The organism is Flavobacterium sangjuense (assembly GCF_004797125.1).
Taxonomy (GTDB): Bacteria; Bacteroidota; Bacteroidia; order Flavobacteriales; family Flavobacteriaceae; genus Flavobacterium; species Flavobacterium sangjuense.
In genome coordinates, this window is sequence record NZ_CP038810.1 from 2,785,617 (window position 1) to 2,804,991 (window position 19,375).

9 protein-coding genes are annotated in these 19,375 nt (G+C 35.0%); 8 read left to right on the plus strand and 1 reads right to left on the minus strand.

Annotated features, from left to right (window positions below):
- The first annotated feature begins 41 nt into the window (after window positions 1-41).
- The 8 genes from GS03_RS12060 (at window position 42) to GS03_RS12095 (ending at window position 14,759) form a co-directional block, all read left to right on the plus strand.
- Complete coding sequence (locus GS03_RS12060; protein ID WP_136152795.1) at window positions 42-3,173, plus strand: glycoside hydrolase family 2 TIM barrel-domain containing protein; 3,132 nt, start codon at window positions 42-44, stop codon at window positions 3,171-3,173.
- Window positions 3,174-3,196: 23 nt separating this feature from the next.
- Entirely contained in the window at window positions 3,197-5,062 is a 1,866-nt protein-coding gene (locus GS03_RS12065; protein WP_210726615.1) for a glycosyl hydrolase family 16, read from the plus strand.
- A gap of 73 nt (window positions 5,063-5,135) precedes the next feature.
- Window positions 5,136-5,972 (plus strand): glycoside hydrolase family 16 protein, encoded by an 837-nt coding sequence (locus GS03_RS12070; protein WP_136152796.1) that lies wholly within the window; start codon window positions 5,136-5,138, stop codon window positions 5,970-5,972.
- A 91-nt stretch (window positions 5,973-6,063) separates the two neighbouring features.
- Window positions 6,064-7,569 (plus strand): glycoside hydrolase family 30 protein, encoded by a 1,506-nt coding sequence (locus GS03_RS12075; RefSeq protein ID WP_394346354.1) that lies wholly within the window; start codon window positions 6,064-6,066, stop codon window positions 7,567-7,569.
- Between the two features lie 28 nt (window positions 7,570-7,597).
- Window positions 7,598-11,023, plus strand: a complete 3,426-nt coding sequence (locus GS03_RS12080; protein WP_136152798.1) for a hypothetical protein — start codon at window positions 7,598-7,600, stop codon at window positions 11,021-11,023.
- 4 nt (window positions 11,024-11,027) lie between these two features.
- Window positions 11,028-12,302 (plus strand): glycosyl hydrolase family 17 protein, encoded by a 1,275-nt coding sequence (locus GS03_RS12085; protein WP_136152799.1) that lies wholly within the window; start codon window positions 11,028-11,030, stop codon window positions 12,300-12,302.
- Window positions 12,303-12,357: 55 nt separating this feature from the next.
- The gene (locus GS03_RS12090; RefSeq protein ID WP_136152800.1) at window positions 12,358-13,803 is read left to right on the plus strand and encodes an MFS transporter; all 1,446 of its coding nucleotides are present in this window, start codon (window positions 12,358-12,360) and stop codon (window positions 13,801-13,803) included.
- A gap of 17 nt (window positions 13,804-13,820) precedes the next feature.
- On the plus strand, window positions 13,821-14,759 hold the full coding sequence (locus tag GS03_RS12095; RefSeq protein ID WP_136152801.1) for a glycoside hydrolase family 17 protein: 939 nt from the start codon (window positions 13,821-13,823) through the stop codon (window positions 14,757-14,759).
- A 145-nt stretch (window positions 14,760-14,904) separates the two neighbouring features.
- On the opposite strand, the gene GS03_RS12100 is transcribed toward GS03_RS12095, so the two are convergent.
- Window positions 14,905-19,272, minus strand: coding sequence for a T9SS type A sorting domain-containing protein (locus GS03_RS12100; RefSeq protein WP_136152802.1), 4,368 nt, complete (start codon window positions 19,270-19,272; stop codon window positions 14,905-14,907).
- Window positions 19,273-19,375: the final 103 nt, after the last annotated feature.

The following is a 19,375-nucleotide window of genomic DNA, read 5'->3' on the forward strand; positions in this document are numbered from 1 at the left end:
CCAATTTTAACAATTTCAAAACCAATAATCAATAATAACAAATGAGAAAAATTATTTTACTTCTAATCTTTTGGAGTTTTTCTTCAACTATTTATGCTCAAGCGGATATTGTTTCACTTGAAAAAAATGCTCAAGGAACAAAACTAGTTGTCAACGGTAAAGATTTTATGGTCAACGGTATGAACTGGGATTATATTCCAATTGGCAATAATTACAACTACAGTTTGTGGAAACAATCTGATGATGTTATTAAAGCTGCTCTGGATACCGAGATGTCTTTGCTAAAAAATATGGGGGTTAATGTCATCAGACAGTATACCGGAATTCAACCAAAATGGATTCAATATATACATGACAAATATGGTATTTATACAATGTTGAATCATTCATTTGGCAGATATGGTTTAACCTTAAATGGAACCTGGGTTCCTAATACCGAATACTCAAACCCATTAACTCGGGAATTACTACTCAAAGAGACTAAAGAAATGGTTGAAGAGTATAAAAATACTCCCGGTGTTTTATTGTTTCTGTTAGGTAATGAAAATAACTATGGTTTGTTTTGGGATGGTGCTGAAACAGAGAATATTCCAATGGAAGACAGAAAATCTACTATCAGATCTAAAGACATGTATAAACTGTTTAATGATGCTGTAGTTGCTATGAAGAATGTCGACAAATCGCATCCTATTGCAATTTGTAATGGAGATCTACTCTTCTTAGATATCATTGCTGAAGAATGTAAAGACATTGATATTTTGGGTCTTAATATGTATCGTGGAGTATCTTTTGGCGATGCCTTTCAAAAAGTTAAAGAAAAAATAGATAAACCAATATTGTTTACTGAATTTGGCGCTGATGCTTTTAATGTATTAGAAAATGCTGAAGACCAAAAATCACAGGCTTACTATATGGTTGGCAACTGGAAAGAAATATATGAAAATGCTGCAGGTATTGGTAAAGTTGGTAATTCAATTGGAGGTTTTACTTTTCAATTTAGTGATGGTTGGTGGAAATACGGACAAACAAAAAATTTAGATATACATGATGATAATGCTTCGTGGTCTAATGGTGGTTATATAAATGACTTTATTAAAGGTCAAAATAATATGAACGAAGAATGGTTTGGAATTTGTGCAAAAGGGCCAACGAATGCCAGAGGTTTGTATGATTTATATCCGCGTGCAGCCTATTATGCCTTAAAAGAAGCTCACAGAGTTAATCCGTATGAACCAGGAACTACAAGTGAAACGATAAACAGAGCTTTCAATAATGTTAATTTAATGGATGCAGTTTTAAAAGCAAGAGGAGATAAAGCTGCCTTAGGCGGTAATGATAATGAAATCCTGAAAATCAGTAATTTAAGAGCTGAGTTTACCACTTTTAGCACTGGAGGTAGTTTAATTACTACTCCAAAAGAAGCTGATCCTGAAGCAAATACCTATCCAAATAAATTAGGCTTTGATCATATGCAATCTTATTTTGTTGGTGTTGAAGGAAATCCAGCACCAAATATGAAAGCTAATGTAAATGTGAATATTTTAGGGCGTGTGGCAGAAAATCCAATAAATGAAATATTTTATGAAAATAGAGGTCGTACCCAAACAGTTAGTACTCCTGATGGACCGGTTGAAATAAGTGACAACAACAGAGTTCAAATTTATAATGCTTCTTACTCTTGGAATGAAAAAGATTTTGATTTAAGAGGTTTTTACAGAACGGGACATTATCATTGGGGATATGAAGGTGATTTCTTTGCCTTGTACCCTGAAGCAAATTACGGTCCGAATTTGGACATTTATAACGGCGAAACTCTTGGATTAGAAATAGACGGAAAAAGAAGTTTAAATGGTCTTAAAGCTGCTTTTGGTCCACAACTTTGGTGGGGAGCAAACCCAGCATTGTTGTTGAAATATAGTAAAAAAATCGGTGCTTTTGATGCCACTGCAGTGTATCATGAAGATCTTGCAAATGCGGGTGCGGCTCTAACATCTATCGCTATTCCATTACCAAAAACCAGAAGAGCCACTTTGCATCTTAAAACTAAAGTTGGTTCGCTGGGCATTGAGTTTGGAGGTATTTGGGGAGGACAACCCTTGAATGGCAGAGTTTTTCAATATGCTGAAGAAACTACACCCGGAAACTACACAGTTTATAATGACAAAGTTAATAACAAAGACAATTGGGGAGGAAAAGCTAAATTAACTTTATCAAAAGGAAAGTTTAATATCTATACACAAGGAGCAATTATGGGATTAGTTGCAAATGGTGGTGCAGATAATGTTCAAACTTTCACAGGGTGGAGATTAAAAGATACCGGAAGCGGAAATCAAATGAATTTCTTAACCGGATTTACATATAACGTTAATTCAAACTTTCAAATTGCACCAAATTTTTTATGGCAAAAACCACTAGTTGAAGCCATGCCAAATGATGTAAGTTCGCCCGGAAGATTACGTAATATTCAAGATGATCCATTTGTGGTCAGAGCTAACAGGGAAACTGTTGGAGGAGAATTATTATTAACCTACGACCCTACTCCTGCAACATGGATGTATGAATGGAACAACGATATGGTTGAAGATGCAAAATTTGCCGTAAGCACAGGTTTTGTTTACAGAAATTTACCTACAACACAAGATGCCGCAATTGGATTCCTAAGTAATCGTACTGCTTTTGCATTTGCTAAATCAGCACCTGCTCAAAATTTATGGGAATCGAATACGAGAATAGTTTCAAAATTAACTCCGGATCTTGGAGTTATCGCAAATATGTATTTTGGAAATGGTCAGGCAAATGGGGATTCCGAAAGAACAATTAACAGAGCTGGTGGTGATATTAGATTAATTTACAGAAAAATTAAACTAACAAGTTCCATCAAATTCAACGATTGGGGACCATTTGATTACCATCGTGACTTTAATTTAACATACCCACTCCAACTGATGTTAGATTTATCAACATCTGTGGGAAAACCGAATTGGTATGTTTTACCAAACACAAAAATTGGAATAATGGGTACTTGGCGTTCTTTAGACCAGTATTCTCCTCGTTATAGTCCAAATCAAACCTCCGGACCATTTGTAACAGAGCCTATTGTGAGTCCGGTTGGATTTCCTAACGGTAGTGAATGGGAAATCAGAACATATGTTCATATTAACATTGGAAAATAAAATAACAATATAATAAAATGGAAATGAAAACAAGAAAATTTATTTATTTAAAAATCACGCTCCTGGTAGGATTGATTTTCAATTTAGTTGTAGGTTGTGATAGAGAACCTTCCGATGATTCGGTGCTCGCAACATATCCAAAAACTGCCGAGGTATTCATAGATGCATTCAGCCCGGGTTTAGAATACGGAGCATTTGGTAATACCTTACTAACGGGTTTTAATGTTGATACTGACGTAAAATACAAAGGAACTGCTTCTATGAGATTTGATGTTCCAAATGTTGGAGATCCGGAAGGCGCCTATGTAGGTGGTGTTTTTATAGATGGCGGTGGACGTGATCTTTCTGGCTATGATGCGCTAACTTTTTGGGCAAAAGGTTCGCAATCAGCGACCATCAATGAACTAGGTTTTGGAAATGATTTTAACCAAAACAAATACCTGGTAACAATGACAAATGTTCCTTTAGCTACGTATTGGAAAAAATACATTATTCCTATTCCTGATGCTTCTAAATTAACATATGAAAAAGGTATGTTTTGGTATGCAGAAGGACCCGAAAATGGACAAGGATATACCTTTTGGATTGATGAAGTAAAATATGAAAAATTAGGTACAATTGCGCATCCGATACCGACTATTTATGATGGTATCAATAAAGTGGAAGATAGTTTTATTGGTATGAATACAACTATAACGGGCTTATCACAAACTTTTAATTTGGGTAATGGTGATAACCAAACCGTTTCTGTAGCTCCATCATATTATACTTTTATATCCTCCAATCCTGCTGTTGCAACAGTGAGTGAATTAGGTGTAATTAATGTAGTTGGCGCAGGTACAACTGTCATAACTGCAAAATTAGGAGATGTGGATGCATTGGGTTCGTTTACAATTAATTCATTAGGAGTCTTTACACCGGCACCAACTCCAACTCGTGACCCTGCAAATGTAATTTCCATTTTTAGTAATGCTTACACTAATGTACCTGTTGAATATTACAATGGTTATTATGCTCCATATCAAACCACGCAAGGGCAAGACGATATTCATATAAATGGTGATGATATTATTCGATATACACAACTTAATTTTGTTGGAACTCAGTTTTCTCAACCTACCGTTAATGCAACTTCAATGACTCATTTTCATGTGGATATTCAAGTGCAGGAAGCAATGACAGCAGGAGACCATATCAGAATTCAATTAGGTGATTTTGGTGCAAATGCAGTTTTCGGAGGCGGAGATGATACAAACGGATCAGTTAATTACACTAATGCCAGTTTTACAAATGGAAGCTGGGTAGGTTTTGATATTCCACTTGCCAATTTTACAGGATTATCCAGTAGAAGTCATTTAGCACAGATATTATTTATTTCTGATGGAACTATTTCTAATATTCTTGTCGATAATATGTATTTCTACGCGCAACCTAATGCACCAACAACTGCAGCTCCAACGCCTACAGTTCCTGCTGCAAATGTAATTTCTGTATTCAGTGATGCTTATACTAATATTGCCGGAACTAATTTAAATCCTAATTGGGGCCAGGCTACTGTAGTAACACAACCACTTATTGCCGGGAATACAACACTAAAATATGCTGGATTGAATTATCAGGGAATTCAATTGGGCAGTAGTCAGAATGTCTCCGGAATGAGTTTTCTGCATATTGACTATTGGACTGCTAACTCTACATCTCTCAAAACATATTTAATAAGTACTGGTCCGGTAGAGACCCCAAAAGTTTTAACTGTGCCCACATCTGGATGGCAAAGTATAGAAATTCCACTCAGCAATTTTTCTCCTGTTAATCTTGCAGATGTAATACAACTTAAGTTTGATGGCAATGGGGATATTTATTTAGACAACATCTATTTTCATAACTAGAAAAATGGTTTTAAACACTTATAAAATTTAAAAAATGTATCAGAAAAATCAATTTAATAAAATAGACAAAAGTATGTCAAATGAAAGTTTTAACACTAAATGGTATGGGCTAAGTTTAGCAAAAAGCTTTCTTATAACTACTTTATTGCTTGTAGTTTTTGGTTGTTCAAATGATGAAAATCAAAAAGTTACAACCATGAACAAACTGGTTATGCAGGATGAGTTTAACACTGATGGAGCGCCTAACAGCGCGATTTGGAATTATGATATTGGTACAGGTAGTAACGGCTGGGGAAATAATGAGTTGGAATACTACACTAATAGTTCTGAAAACATCAAAGTTGTTGATGGCATGCTACAGATAACTGCCAAAAAAGAAGCGTTTTTGGGTTCTCAATATACTTCTGCCAGAATATTAACCAAAGGATTATTTGAACAAAAATATGGTCGATTTGAAGCGCGAATTAAAATGCCATGGGGACAAGGTCTTTGGCCTGCATTTTGGCTATTAGGATCTGATTCCGATACTGTGAATTGGCCTCTGTGTGGTGAAATTGATATTATGGAGTATAAAGGTCAGGAACCAACCATAACACATGGAACTGTTCATGGTCCGGGCTATTCAGGTGCTACTGCTATTACTAAAAGTTATGATTTGATTAATAATCGCTTCGATACTGATTTTCACATCTTTGGTATTGAGTGGGGGAAAAATTACATCAACTTCTATGTAGATGACGTTTTATACAATCAAATTACTCCTGATAAAGTTACTGGTGAATGGGTATATGACAAACCTTTTTATATCATACTTAATCTTGCTGTTGGAGGCAATTATGTTGGTTCTCCTAATACCGAAACAATTTTTCCTCAAACCATGTATGTTGACTACGTGAGAGTTTATCAATAACTATTAGAGTCATGAAATAAGGTTAATCATAGTTTACGATTGACCTTATTTTTAAAATATCATAAAGATTATAAAACATAACATGCAATTAATGAACCTATATTTTAATATAAAAACAATTCAGTTTATTGGGTTGTTATTATTCATTTGTTGCATGCCAATAAAAGGAATTAGCCATACCTCTCAGGAACATAATATTAGTAAAGTTTTAAACTTGAAATCGATAAAAACAGCTGTTTATACCACCGCACATCATTCTGATTTAAAATTAACCGTTACTGATTCATTAAAATTTCAAGAACTGAAACAACCTCTTGAAACTGCTGCTTCTATAATTGTTGATTCGAGTAAAGAATTTCAAACTTTTCTAGGTATTGGAGGAGCATTAACCGATGCTTCTGCTGAAACTTTTTACAAACTATCAAAAAGTAATCAGAAAAGGTTTTTAGAAGCATATTATAATCAGGAAAAAGGAATAGGGTATTCATTAGCCCGAACTTCTATACATAGTTGTGATTTTTCAACATCGAGTTACACCTATATTGATGAAGGCGATAGTGCGCTTGCTACCTTTTCTATTGAACACGATAAAAAATACCGCATCCCATTCATAAAAAAAGCTATTGAAGCAGCCGGAGGAAAACTAACCTTGTATGCCAGTCCGTGGAGTCCACCCGCATTTATGAAATCAAACAAGAGTATGCTCAATGGTGGAAAGCTGCTTCCTGAATTTTATCAATCTTGGGCTAATTATTATGTAAAATTTATCAAATCCTATGAAGCTGAAGGCATTCCTGTTTGGGGCTTAACCATCCAAAATGAACCACTAGCTGTACAACGATGGGAGTCTTGTATTTATACGGCCGAAGAAGAACGCGACTTTTTAAAAAACTATTTAGGACCAACTTTACAAAAAGAAGGTTTAGGAAGCATAAAAAACATTGTTTGGGACCATAACAGAGACCTATTATTTCAGCGTGCCAATGTGATTTTAAACGATCCTAAAGCGGCAAAATATGCCTGGGGCATTGGTTTTCATTGGTATGAAGATTGGAAAGATGGTGTGCCAATGTATGATGCTGTTAAGTATGTTAAAGAAGCTTATCCCGATAAAAATTTAATTTTTACTGAAGGCTGTAATGAAAGTTATAATCTGGAAAGAATAAAAAATGAAGACCCAAAATTAGCCGAGCGCTACGGAAAATCAATGATAAACGATTTTAACAATGGTGTTGTAGCATGGACAGACTGGAATATTCTTCTTGATGAAACCGGAGGACCAAATCATGTTGGAAATCTTTGTTTTTCACCTGTTCATGGCAATACCAAAACCGATGAAATTACGTTTACCAATTCGTATTATTATATAGGACATTTTTCAAAATTTATTCGTCCGGGAGCAAAAAAAATTGCCAGTGTTTCCAGTAGCAATGCTTTATTAACAACTGCTTTTAAAAATACCGATGGAAGCCTGGCCATTGTTGTCATGAATTCAAGTGATAAAAATCTGGATTACAGCCTAACTCTTCAATCAAATTCAGCTTATCTAAAAGCACTGCCTCATTCAATTCAAACAATTTTAATAAGTAACAAATAGAAAATAAATTTTAAGTAAACTGGTTTCAATGGAAGGAAAGAATAGTAAAGTGGAATGGGTAACTTTCGAAAACGAAAAGTTTTATAAAATCGCAAACAGTGATGTGATGCGACCATTTTTTATGAGCATCGTTAGCGATTCCAATCATTGGATGTTTATTTCCAGTAACGGTGGTTTAACGGCCGGTAGAAAGGACAGCAACAATGCTTTGTTTCCGTATTACACCGATGATAAAATAACTGAAAATGCTGAAGTTACGGGCAGTAAGAGCATTTTTCAAATCCATTTAGGTTCTAAAACTATAATTTGGGAACCGTTCTCAATAAGACAAATGGGAGTTTATAAAACAACCCAAAATCTGTATAAAAACAATTATGGCAATAAAATAATTTTTGAGGAAATTAATGAGGATTTAAATTTAACCTACCGCTATCAATGGAATTCCAGTCATAAATATGGGTTTATCAAAAAGGCAGCTTTAATAAATAACTCTGAAAATAATCTTGAGATAACGCTACTGGACGGTATGCAAAACATTTTGCCAAATGGTGTAAATGAGGATTTGCAAAGTAGCAAAAGTAATCTTGTTGATGCTTATAAAAAAAGTGAATTACTCGCTAATGTTGGAATGGGAATTTACTCTTTAAGTGCCATCATTGTTGATAAAGCAGAACCAAGCGAATGTTTAAAAACCAATATCGTCTGGTCATTTGGAATTGAATCTCCAACTTACTTAATCTCGTCTTTACAACTTGATAATTTTAGAAAAGGAAATCGCGTTAAACAAGAAGCTGATATCAAGGCGGAAAGAGGTGCTTACTTTGTTAGTTCTACCATTAAATTAGGAGCAAAATCAGAAAAAAATTGGTTTTTTGTAGCCGATGTAAATCAGACCATTTCCAAAGTAACAGCCTTAGCAGAGTTTCTTTTTATTACTACTGAAAAAGACTTAGCTGATAGTATTGAGCAGGATGTGGAATTGGGCACCAAAAAACTAATTGCATTGACAGCAGCATCTGATGGATTACAAATAACGCAAGATGAGCTAACCAATACCAGACATTTTTCAAATACACTTTTTAACATCATGCGTGGTGGTATATTTGATGATGGGTATACTATTGAAAAGCAAGATTTCATAACGTATTTAGAAAAGGCCAACAAAAATGTTTTCAATGCTAATCAAGCTATACTTACCGGTCTACCCAACAATTTTACTTTAGAAGAGCTAAAAAATAGCGCTGATACTATTGAAGACAGCAATTTTAAACGTCTTTGTTTTGAATACCTTCCGCTTAAATTTAGTCGTCGTCATGGTGACCCAAGCCGACCTTGGAATAAATTTTCGATTAATACTCAAAGTGAAACCGATGGTTCTAAAATACTCGATTATGAAGGAAACTGGAGAGATATTTTCCAGAACTGGGAAGCATTAGCACATTCTTTTCCGGAGTTTATAGAAAGTATGATTCATAAATTTCTGAACGCTACAACCTTTGACGGATACAATCCATACCGTGTTACCAAAGACGGTTTTGATTGGGAAGCTATCGAAGAACACGATCCCTGGTCATACATTGGTTATTGGGGCGATCACCAGATTATTTATTTACTCAAGTTTCTGGAATTTATTGAAAATCACTATCCAAACCTTTTAGAAAAACGATTTACCCAAAACATTTTTGTGTATGCCAATGTGCCGTACAAAATAAAAAGCTATCAGGATACACTTTCAAACCCAAAAGACACTATCGATTTTGATTACAAATTAGATGGGAAAATTAGACAATTGAGAAACGAAATGGGTTCTGATGGAACGCTTATAATGGATGGTAAATCCACTATTTATAAAGTAAACCTAACGGAAAAATTATTAGTCACTCTATTAGCGAAAGTATCCAACTTTATTCCCGAAGGTGGCATTTGGATGAACACCCAACGTCCGGAATGGAATGACGCAAACAACGCTTTAGTTGGAAATGGTGTTTCGATGGTGACACTTTGTTATTTGAATCGATTTATACTTTTTTATGAAAAAGTGATTCTGAAATCTGCTGTTGACAGAGTTGAATTGTCAGAAGAATTGGCTGATTTTTTCAATGAAGTTGTTGCAACACTTGCTAATAACAAACATTTACTATCTGATAAAATATCCGATAAAGACAGAAAAACGGTATTAGATGGACTAGGAAATGCAGGAAGTAACTACCGCTTATCTATTTATAAAAATGGATTTAAAGGTTCTAAAATAACCATCTCTAAAAACGAACTTTTAACATTTTTTGAAGTGCTTAAAGAATTTTTAGCGCACACCATAACCGCAAACAAAAGGGATGATGCCATGTATCATGCCTACAACTTAATGACTGTCAAAAATGAAAAAGAAATAACTATTTCCTATCTGCCGGAAATGTTAGAAGGACAAGTTGCCGTTTTAAGTTCGGGAATGTTATCACCAAAAGAAGCATTAAAAGTACTTGACGGACTAAAAAGCAGTGCTTTATTCAGAGAAGATCAATACAGTTATATTTTATACCCAAACAAAGAGTTACCTCGATTTGATAAAAAGAACAATATTTCGTCAGAAAGAATTCAAAAATCTGAATTGCTTATCCAATTACTAAAAGACGGAAATACTCAAATCGTAGAAAAAGATGTTTTAGGAAACTATCATTTTAATGGAAATTTTAATAATGCTAATACTTTAAAAACAGCTTTATCCAATTTAAATCAAGTAAAATACAAAACGTTAATTGAAAAAGATTCAGCCTTACTGTTAGAAATGTATGAGGAAGTTTTTAATCATAAAGCATTTACAGGTCGTTCAGGAACATTCTACGGCTATGAAGGTTTAGGCTCAATTTATTGGCACATGGTTTCTAAATTGTTACTGGCCGTTCAGGAAAATTGTTTACTAGCCATAAATTCAAAAGAAGATGAAGTAACCATTGGAAAACTTTTGGACCATTACTATGAAATAAATGCGGGAATTGGCGTGCACAAATCGCCTGAATTATACGGCGCATTCCCAACCGATCCCTATTCTCATACGCCTGCCGGAAAAGGTGCACAACAACCCGGAATGACAGGACAGGTTAAAGAAGATATACTAAGTCGAATCGGTGAAGTTGGCGTTTTTGTTACTGACGGAAAAATTATTTTTAATCCTCGATTGTTGCGAAAAAACGAGTTTTTACAATCGCCGAAAGCATTTAATTATATCACAAAAGAAAATAAAGAAGCCCAAATTCAGCTAGAGCCAAATTCGCTGTGTTTTACGTATTGCCAAATTCCAATCGTATATAAACTTACTGATAAAGAAAGCTTAGAAGTCGTTTATAACAATAATGAATCAAGTTTTTTTGAAAATTTAAGCTTAGATAAAGCAACTTCAAAACTAGTTTTTGGAAGAAAAAACAATATCAGTCAAATCATTGTTTCAATAATAAAATAACCAAATGAAAAACATCCAAAATATATTTTTACTAGTTCCAATTCTATTGGTACTGTTTGGATGTGGAAGTATGAAAGCGCAAAAAAAAGAAAGTAAACCGATGCCAGATAAAAATCTTACTGCTGCCGATATATTAGGCAATCCAAAATATTTAGCAATATCATATGGTGGTTTCAGACAGACTTCAAGAGATATTGAGCCTACAATTCCTGAACTTAAAGAGGATATGAGAATTCTCTCGGCTATGGGTATCAAAGTTTTGAGAACTTATAATGTTCATTTAAAAGAAGCCGCCAATCTTCTGGAAGTTATTCGTAAACTCAAAAAAGAAGATAAAAACTTTGAAATGTATGTAATGTTAGGCGCATGGATAGATTGCCAAAATGCATGGACTGACCTGGCTCCCAATCATGATGTTGAAAGTGAAGCCAATGCAACAGAAATTGCCAGAGCAGTTGAATTAGCAAATGAATACCCAGAAATTGTAAAAATTATTGCCGTTGGAAACGAGGCTATGGTAAAATGGGCAACCAGTTATTTTGTGCAACCTGGTGTGATTTTAAAATGGGTCAATCATTTACAAGAACTAAAAAAATCAGGAAAATTGCCCAATGATTTATGGATTACCAGTTCCGATAATTTTGCTTCTTGGGGTGGAGGCGATAGTCAATATCATGTTCCCGATTTAGAAAAATTAATAAAAGCCGTAGATTATATCTCCATGCACACCTACCCTATGCATGACACTCATTACAATCCTGCTTTTTGGGGTGTGCTAGAAAAAGAAAGCCATTTGACCGACATAGAAAAGATAAATGCTGCTATGCTTCGCGCCAAAGAATATGCCATCTCACAATATGAGGCTGTTTCTAAATATATGAAAAGCCTGGGTGTAAATAAACCCATTCATATTGGTGAAACCGGTTGGGCAAGTTTATCAAATGAGCATTATGGCAATGAAGGCTCTAAAGCTACCGATGAATATAAAGAAGCCTTATTTTATAATCACATGAGAGATTGGACAAATAAAGTGGGCATGTCCTGTTTTTACTTTGAAGCTTTTGATGAACAATGGAAAGACGCGAAGAATCCATCTGGTTCTGAAAATCATTTTGGCTTATTTACCTTAAACGGACAAGCAAAATATGCATTATGGAAATTGGTTGATAAAGGTGTATTCAAAGGATTGACCAGAAATGGAAATAAAATAACTAAAACATACAACGGAAATGAACAAGCGTTGATGAAAGATGTATTAGTGCCAAAAGATTTACATTAAAATAAGGAAAGTGAACAATTCAAATACTGTTTATAAAATCTCAAAAAATAATATTATGACAGAATTACAAACAAACAATCCGGTTCCTTCTATTAAAAGAGATAGAGTACCTGTTGGACAAAAAGCAGCATTTGGAGCAGGACATTTGGTAAATAATTTATTTCCAGGTGCTTTAGGTGTGTTTTCATTCTTTCTCTTAACAGCTTTTGGGATGGATCCAATATATGCCGGAATACTAGGAGGTTTGCCTCGAATTTATGACGCTATAATTGACCCAATTATTGGCCATCTTTCTGATAATTCCAATTCAAGATGGGGACGAAGAAGACCATTTATATTTGTTGGAGCAATTTTAAGTGGTTTATTTTTTATCATATTATGGCAGCTTGACCCAAACGACTCACAAACATATAATTTTTGGTATTTCCTTATATTTTCACTTGTCTTTCTAACGGGTAATGCATTATTTGCTACGCCACTTATCGGGCTGGGTTATGAAATGACCTCAGATTATAAAGAGCGAACCAGATTAATGGGATTTTCTCAAACTATTGGCCAAATTGCCTGGATGATAGTGCCTTGGTTTTGGGTTATTATTGCAGATCCAACAATATTCAAAACACAAGCAGAAGGCGTTCATAAATTATCTGTAATTGTAGGCATAATATGCATGCTTTTGGGAATTTTACCGGCATTATTTTGTAAAGAAATGGATCAGACCAATTTGCAAAACAGAGAAAAAAGTAATAAAAGTATATTTAGCGAACTACTTGGGCTTTTTAAAAGTATCGGACTAATTTCAAAAAATAAATCTTTTATGAAGCTATGTGCAGCAACATTTCTTGTTTTCAATGGCTTTCAGATGGTAGCATCATTTAGTTATTTTATCATTGTTTTTTACATGTTTAATGGCGATTATGGCTTGGCTGGTTCCTGGCCTGCTTGGTTTTCAACAATTACTGCTATTCTTACTGCTTTTTTGATTATTCCTATAGTAACCATGATTTCGACTAAATATGGCAAAAAGAACGCTTTTATTATCACTACTCTCCTATCTATTATTGGATATGGTTTAAAATGGTGGGGATTTAGTCCGGGAAATCCTTGGTTAATGTTTATTCCAGTACCATTGATTGCTTTTGGCTTAGGTGGTTTATTTACTTTAATGATGAGTATGACTGCTGATGTTTGTGACTTAGATGAATTAGAAAACGGAATGCCCAGAAAAGAAGGAACTTTTGGCGCAATATATTGGTGGATGGTTAAGTTAGGCCAAGGTATTGCATTAGTATTAGCAGGTTGGGTTTTGGAAGTTATTGGTTTCGATGCAGGAAAACCCAGTCAAAGTGTAGAGACTATGACTAGTTTAAGACTATTCGATATATTCATTCCAATTATTACTGCTGCGATTGCGATTTGGGTAATGAAAAATTATAGTCTTTCAGAAGATAAAGCAAAAGAAATAAAAGCACAATTAATTGCCCGAAGAGGTGAATTATAACACTAAAAAATTTACTTATGTCATATAGAAAAGATCATCAGTCTTCAATAAATGAAAACGACTATACACAATACGCAGGTAACTATATTCAACATGCAGGTATTGATTTCAGTGCTGTACCAACAAAAAAAATGGAGCAACTCTGGCGAGACACTCTGGAAAAAGGGATGCATGGTTTATGTTTTAGCATGTATGAAGATGGACAAAAACCGGGCGATATTATTAGCAAAGAACAAGTAAACAGAAGAATTCAAATCATAAAACGATATACCAAATGGATTCGTTCTTTTTCTTGTGTAGAAGGTAACGAACATATTCCTCGAATCGCACATCAAAATGGACTTAAAACGTTAGTCGGTGCCTGGTTAGGCAATGATAAGACTATGAATGATGCAGAAATTAAAGGCCTTATTTCCTTAGCAAAAGAAGGGTGTGTCGATATAGCGGCTGTTGGTAACGAAGTAATGTACCGTGGCGATTTAACTGAGGATGAATTATTAAATTATATTAATCAGGTAAAAGAAGCCTTACCGGGAATTCCTGTTGGCTATGTCGATGCGTATTATGAATTCTCTCATCGACCTAGAATCACTGAGGCCTGTGATGTAATTCTTTCTAATTGTTACCCTTATTGGGAAGGCTGTGATATAAATCATTCATTAGCACATATGCAAGCCATGTTCGGACAGGCGACACATGCTGGCAACGGTAAAAAAGTGATTATTACAGAAACAGGATGGCCAAGCGAAGGTGGTAATTTAAAAGGTGCCTTCTCATCTAGAGAAAATGCCATGAAATATTTTATCAATGCCCAACTCTGGTCGGCTAATGACAACATTGATATGTTTTATTTTTCCTCATTTGATGAATCATGGAAAGTAGGTGCCGAAGGAGACGTTGGAGCTTATTGGGGATTATGGGATAAAGACGAAAAATTAAAATTCATTGACGACTAAATTATAAATGAGTTAATCAGGCATTCATATAATTCAGTTTGGTCAAATGAGTTTGATACAAACACAAGTTATATATAATGAAAATTAAAAAAACCGACTAGTTCCCTAATCGGTCTTTTCACTATAAAAATTGGCTGGGTGGCGGTTATTTTTTAATCACATGAAGTGCTTTGGTTTTATTTTCTTGTGTTACAACTACATTGTAAACTCCGGAAGGATAACCTGAACCTATTTCCATCTGTGATAGTTTTTCAAAACCAGTCACTTTATGCTCAAGTATTCTTCCGAGCATATCATAAACTTTTACATCAACATCAGCAGTATTATTCGTTTGAATAGCCAATTTAAATGTATTTGAATACGGATTTGGATAAGCAACAACTTTTGTCAACAAATTCGCAATTGGATTAACTCCTAAGTCACATTCTTCAGCTGTTTGTACTGTTGCTGTTACCGCTACTCTTGCAGAAGAACATACTTCAGTAATATCCCAATCAAAGAAAAAGTAGTAGCTATAATCACTTAAGAATCCATTATCCATACCTCCGGTTATAGAAACCGGACCATTAGTAACAGGGAATGGACTTGGAAACGGACTTACATAAGCTAAAGCATTATCGTATGTTATACCAGCTGTTGCTTCAAGAGAATAATTATCTCCGGCAGGTAATGCATAATTAAGAGTAACTGTTTGAGCAGTTGTAGTTGGTGACCAATCTGATGCTACATCTGGAGTAAAAATAACATCAGCCGTTCCCGGCACCTGAACACCATTTTGCAATACTTTTATCGTAATTGGTGATGGACCAGTTCCACTAGGGCTTTGTTGAGGATAAACTTTAACCGAATTTAAGATAATTGAATTGGATAAATTAAATGCCAAACCTTTGTTCGTTCCTCCCGTTCCGTATCCATCATTAGTGTAGACTAAACCAGCAGTACCGTCCGAAGTAGTTTCTGTTCCTGCATAGAATGTTGTAGTTGTTGTAATTGCCGGAGTTGTAAATGAATTTCCGGTTCCGATAGAAGCTCCACCAGTTTGTGTTTGATACCATTTAACATCTCCACTTGATGAAGTTGCTAATAAAACAGCGGTGTCAGCAGGCATGCAAATAGTTGCCGGTGTAGTAGTAAGTATAGTGTTATTTAAAGTAATTTGGATTGCTGATGAAGCCACTGTTGATGAACTAAAAGAACATGTAACATTACAACGATAGTAAGTGTTTTCAACCGGAGTAACAGCACAAGTTGTAGCTTCTTCTCCACTTATGTCTGTATAGCTTGTTCCATCTGTTGAACTTTGCCATTGATAGGTAATACCTTCTCCAACAATTACATTTTCCAAACTTAAAGTCACCGATTTTCCTCCGCAAATTGCAGTTTCAGAAGCCACTGTATTTCCCGGAGTTACAACCGAACATTCTGCTTGTCTTGCTGTAGAAAAATAACCGTTAAAGCTGGCAAATGGCAATGGGTCACTCGTAGAAGTTAAGGTATTTGGTGTACCTGCTGTAAATGTTGCTGTTATTCCAAAATCATTATCATAAACTCCGGCAGCAGTTGGTGCCTGAACAATAATATAACTGTCGTCTACTGAAGCATCAGCAGCAACTTTAATGTTGAAATCGGTTACAGTTCCGGCTGTTTTAGAAACTTCCCATCTGTTTTGATTTAAATGAGCAATATTGGCTGATGCTGTTCCCGAATTCGTTTCAAAAGCTTCTACATTAAAGTTGGCACCCGGACTTCCAAAACCTCCTGAAGGTGTTGTGGCTCCAACCCATATTGGTGAATAAGTTGATTTTCCTACCGGGAAAAAGAACGCGCTGTCAAAACCTGAACCATTATTTATGTTATCTGCGTTTTGACCACCTCCAATGTCTTTTGACATCGGACCATCAATATAACAATTATCTCCAAAGTTTCCTGTAACACTTCCTGTAAATGACATTGCAGGCGCTCCGATTTTCAACAAACTTGAAGATGAAGTATGAATAATTCCATTATCCATAACTAATCCACTAATCACATTAAAAGGAACATTAAATGTTACTCCAGCCGCACTCGTATTATTAACTTTTAATTGATTTACGGAACCGGTATTATCAGGAGTATTAAGTGATAAATCAGTTTGAGCATTAAATGTTCCAGTACCTGAAATTGTTTGTGGGTTTGCTGTTGCAGTATAAGAACCATCAATATAATTTCCTAAAACAGTTGTATTAAACACAAATAATTCTCCGTTATTAACTACGTTTCCTCCATAATAAGCATCAACTCCGGAACCTTTTACTTTTCCATGTACAATTGTGAAATCATTTTGGACATTCATTATAACTGTGCTGAAATTGATATTATTATTATCCAAATTGATAAATCTATCTGTAGCATCTAAAGCATCAATAATTAGATTATTCAAAGACAAGGTTCCGTCTGCAGCTCTAAAATTACAATTGAAACCGTTTGTAGTTACTACACTTTTTTCTGTTGAAATTCCATCCCCAATTTGCAAAGTATGACCTGAACCGGCAGCATAATTAGTATTTGATTCATAAACAAAAGCAGAAACAGAATTGCTTACATTATAAAACGATACACTTAATGGCAAGCTTAATCCTGTAGCTGGCAAACTAGGATTTGTGTTAATTGAACCGTCAAAATTTATACCCGCTATTGTTGTTCCTGCCGGAATACCTGCACCAACGATAACCTGACCAATTGACAAATCAGCTGTTGAATCTAAAAATATATCGCTTGAAAACCAACAGAAAAATCCAGTACATGGAACTATGCTTGTAATTGTATGCGTAGTCGCTAAACTTGCGCTAACAACCGGTGGATCAACAATGGTTATTTTCCCGCCTGTCAGGTTTAATGTGGTGTTTTCTATTTTGAAAAGCGTTTGATTAATACTGGTTGCAGCATCACCATTATGATTACCATCTACAATAACATCTCCCGCTATTTGATTGAATGTGCTTCCGTTAATATGTGAAACATTACCATTAACAATAAGAGAACCACCATTAATAGTATAAGTTCCTTTGTTTGAAAAAGTAGCGTTATTATTACTACAACCTACAGTTAAGCTTGAAGAATCACTAATTAAAATAGCTCCGGCATTAATATTTACTCCGGCTACAGAACTAACTGAATTAACAGTTATGGTGTGACCTGAAAGAATAGTTACGGTATCGGCACAAGTTGGCACCGAATTGCTACTCCATGTCGAAGCATCATTAAAATTCCCTGATTGAACCGAAGTTACCGGAGTATCTAAAATCGCGTTGTATCCGACAAGGAATGCGTTATCTAAATCGGTATCTGAAAGTCCGATTCTTTGCGCAAATGGCGTTGTTGTTCCAGTTTGGTGAGTTCCAACCGTAGTTTCATCAGCCTTAATAATTCTGGAATTTCCGTTTTTAATCAAATAAGCATCCTCAATTGAAAAAGCTATCGCATGATTTCCTAATGGAAATAAATAATTTGCATCTTTTTCTATAATCCATGCACCTTCATATATATCGGTTACTGTATACGCGCCATCCGGAACTGTAAAACCAGTAGAAACAGTTGACGCATCATAATAACTTACCGAAAGTTCTCCGGAAACTGCCAAATTGGTTGTATCATTTGGTCTTGAAATAAATGCCGCTCTGTTTTTACCATTAGCACTAATAAAAGGAAATAAAGTTCTAACATTATTATAATCGGAACCTGGTGTTATTGGTGCAAAAGTATCATATGCACCATACCATCTTCCAATAGTTCCGCTTAAAAAGCCACTACCAGATGAACAAGTAACATTAGCACTCCCATAATTTCCGATAGACATTTTGTTTGTAACTAAATCTATTTTAGCATTTGTCAGCACTAAAGCACTTCTGATTTTAATATTATTAAATCCCCATATAATATTTGGAGATGCAGTACTAGAGTTATCAACGATTAATTGATTAATTACCGCACCTGTATTACTATTGTCTGTACTATAAACTGTACCGCCAAAGGTACCTAAACCACTAACTGTTTGTAAAGTCGTTCCGTTTAAGTTTAATACGCCTTCAGGGCTATAACTGGAACCTTCAGACAAATCAATTCTACCATTGTTTACAATGTTACCTGCTACAGAAATCTTTATTCCGATATTATATCCAAACGAACCTGCATCATAAAAATAAATACCTTTAAACAATCCACCCAAATTAACCGTTAAATTGCCTTCTACAGTATACTCCCAGGAAGCTGCAGTACATTCTAATGTACCGCTAACAGTAACATTTTGTGCAGTCAGCACATCATCAAGAGTTACTGTATGACCTGTGCTGATTACTACATGGTCATCCGAAGTCGGAGCCGTAGCAGTTCCCCATGTTGCAGGGTCAGTATAATTCCCGGATTGTACAGAAGTAAACGTAGTTTGCGATTGCATACTCGCGATACTAAAAAACAGCATCACAAAGAAAACCTTTTTCAGATTTGGGGAATGTTTTAGAATGTAATTTAAACACATAAGCTATAAGTTAAAATTGATTAATAGTAGCCGAAATGTAATTACTTATATCCTATTTATTTTATACGACACTTTCAAAATTACTGAATTTAGAAAGCTAAAA

Coding starts and splice junctions, on each gene's coding strand:
- GS03_RS12060 (WP_136152795.1), top strand. CDS start 42: ATGAGAAAAATTATTTTACTTCTAATCTTTTGGAGTTTTTCTTCAACT.
- GS03_RS12065 (WP_210726615.1), top strand. CDS start 3,197: ATGAAAACAAGAAAATTTATTTATTTAAAAATCACGCTCCTGGTAGGA.
- GS03_RS12070 (WP_136152796.1), top strand. CDS start 5,136: ATGTCAAATGAAAGTTTTAACACTAAATGGTATGGGCTAAGTTTAGCA.
- GS03_RS12075 (WP_394346354.1), top strand. CDS start 6,064: ATGAACCTATATTTTAATATAAAAACAATTCAGTTTATTGGGTTGTTA.
- GS03_RS12080 (WP_136152798.1), top strand. CDS start 7,598: ATGGAAGGAAAGAATAGTAAAGTGGAATGGGTAACTTTCGAAAACGAA.
- GS03_RS12085 (WP_136152799.1), top strand. CDS start 11,028: ATGAAAAACATCCAAAATATATTTTTACTAGTTCCAATTCTATTGGTA.
- GS03_RS12090 (WP_136152800.1), top strand. CDS start 12,358: ATGACAGAATTACAAACAAACAATCCGGTTCCTTCTATTAAAAGAGAT.
- GS03_RS12095 (WP_136152801.1), top strand. CDS start 13,821: ATGTCATATAGAAAAGATCATCAGTCTTCAATAAATGAAAACGACTAT.
- GS03_RS12100 (WP_136152802.1), bottom strand. CDS start 19,272: ATGTGTTTAAATTACATTCTAAAACATTCCCCAAATCTGAAAAAGGTT.